Annotated in this window: 1 rRNA gene; it reads left to right on the top strand. The window is 52.9% G+C overall.

Going from position 1 to position 2,289, the window contains the following annotated elements:
• Window positions 1–2,289 (top strand): 23S ribosomal RNA (locus N782_RS20355); the annotation flags it as partial.

The raw sequence follows: 2,289 nt of genomic DNA, 5'->3' as shown, positions 1-2,289 counted from the left end.
AGTTAAGTGAATAAGGGCGCACGGTGGATGCCTTGGCACTAGGAGCCGATGAAGGACGGGACTAACACCGATATGCCTCGGTCAGCCGTAAGTAGGCTATGACCCGGGGATTTCCGAATGGGGGAACCCACCGCCCGTAATGGGGCGGTCTTCCTAGCTGAATACATAGGCTAGGAAAGGCACACCCGGGGAACTGAAACATCTCAGTACCCGGAGGAATAGAAAGCAAACGCGATTTCCTGAGTAGCGGCGAGCGAAACGGAATCAGCCCAAACCAGAACGCTTGCGTTCTGGGGTTGTAGGACACTCCATTGGAGTTACCAAGAGACAGGATAGAGGAATCGGTCTGGAATGATCAGCCAAAGAAGGTAAGAGCCCTGTAGTCAAAATCCTGTTTCCTCCGGAGTGGATCCTGAGTACGGCGGAACACGAGAAATTCCGTCGGAATCCGGGAGGACCATCTCCCAAGGCTAAATACTCCCTAGTGACCGATAGTGAACCAGTACCGTGAGGGAAAGGTGAAAAGCACCCCGGAAGGGGAGTGAAATAGAACCTGAAACCGTGTGCCTACAAGTAGTCAGAGCCCGTTAATGGGTGATGGCGTACCTTTTGTAGAATGGACCGGCGAGTTACGATCCCATGCAAGGTTAAGTTGAAGAAACGGAGCCGCAGCGAAAGCGAGTCTGAATAGGGCGAAATAGTATGTGGTCGTAGACCCGAAACCGTGTGATCTACCCATGTCCAGGGTGAAGGCCAGGTAACACTGGCTGGAGGCCCGAACCCACGTACGTTGAAAAGTACGGGGATGAGGTGTGGGTAGGGGTGAAATGCCAATCGAACACGGAGATAGCTGGTTCTCTCCGAAATAGCTTTAGGGCTAGCCTCAAGGTAAGAGTCATGGAGGTAGAGCACTGATTGGACTAGGGGCCCTCATCGGGTTACCGAATTCAGTCAAACTCCGAATGCCATCGACTTATCCTTGGGAGTCAGACTATGAGTGATAAGGTCCATAGTCGAAAGGGAAACAGCCCAGACCGCCAGCTAAGGCCCCTAAGTGTACGTTAAGTGGAAAAGGATGTGGAGTTGCTTAGACAACCAGGATGTTGGCTTAGAAGCAGCCATCATTTAAAGAGTGCGTAATAGCTCACTGGTCGAGTGACTCTGCGCCGAAAATATACCGGGGCTAAACGTACCGCCGAAGCTGCGGATTGTCCTTCGGACAATGGTAGGAGAGCGTTCTAAGCGCTGTGAAGTCAGACCGTGAGGACTGGTGGAGCGCTTAGAAGTGAGAATGCCGGTATGAGTAGCGAAAGAAGAGTGAGAATCTCTTCCACCGTAAGTCTAAGGTTTCCTGAGGAAGGCTCGTCCGCTCAGGGTTAGTCGGGACCTAAGCCGAGGCCGAAAGGCGTAGGCGATGGATAACAGGTTGACATTCCTGTACCACCTCCTTTCCGTTTGAGTGACGGGGGGACGCAGTAGGATAAGGGAAGCGCGTCATTGGAAGAGCGCGCCCAAGCAGTGAGTGTGATGCATAGGCAAATCCGTGCATCAAACACAAGCTGTGATGGGGAGGGAACTATAGTACCGAAGTCCCCGATTTCACACTGCCTAGAAAAGCCTCTAGCGAGGAAAGTGGTGCCCGTACCGCAAACCGACACAGGTAGACGAGGAGAGTATCCTAAGGTGATCGGGAGAACTCTTGTTAAGGAACTCGGCAAAATGACCCCGTAACTTCGGGAGAAGGGGTGCTTCTTCATAAGAAGAAGCCGCAGTGAAAAGGCCCAAACGACTGTTTAGCAAAAACACAGGTCTCTGCGAAACCGAAAGGTGAAGTATAGGGGCTGACACCTGCCCGGTGCTGGAAGGTTAAGAGGATGAGTTAGCCGCAAGGCGAAGCTCTGAATCGAAGCCCCAGTAAACGGCGGCCGTAACTATAACGGTCCTAAGGTAGCGAAATTCCTTGTCGGGTAAGTTCCGACCCGCACGAAAGGTGCAACGATTTGGGCACTGTCTCAACAAGAGACCCGGTGAAATTATACTATGCGTGAAGATGCGCATTACCCGCGACAGGACGGAAAGACCCCGTGGAGCTTTACTGTAGCCTGATATTGAATGTTGGTACAGTTTGTACAGGATAGGTGGGAGCCTTGGAAACCGGAGCGCCAGCTTCGGTGGAGGCATTGGTGGGATACCACCCTGACTGTACTGACATTCTAACCCAGGGCCGTGATCCGGCCCGGAGACAGTGTCAGGTGGGCAGTTTGACTGGGGCGGTCGCCTCCCAAAAGG

This window comes from Pontibacillus yanchengensis Y32 (assembly GCF_000770635.1).
Classification (GTDB): domain Bacteria; phylum Bacillota; class Bacilli; order Bacillales; family BH030062; genus Pontibacillus; species Pontibacillus yanchengensis.
Note: the sequence above shows the minus strand (reverse complement) of the source record. Positions and strands in the feature narration are given on the sequence as shown.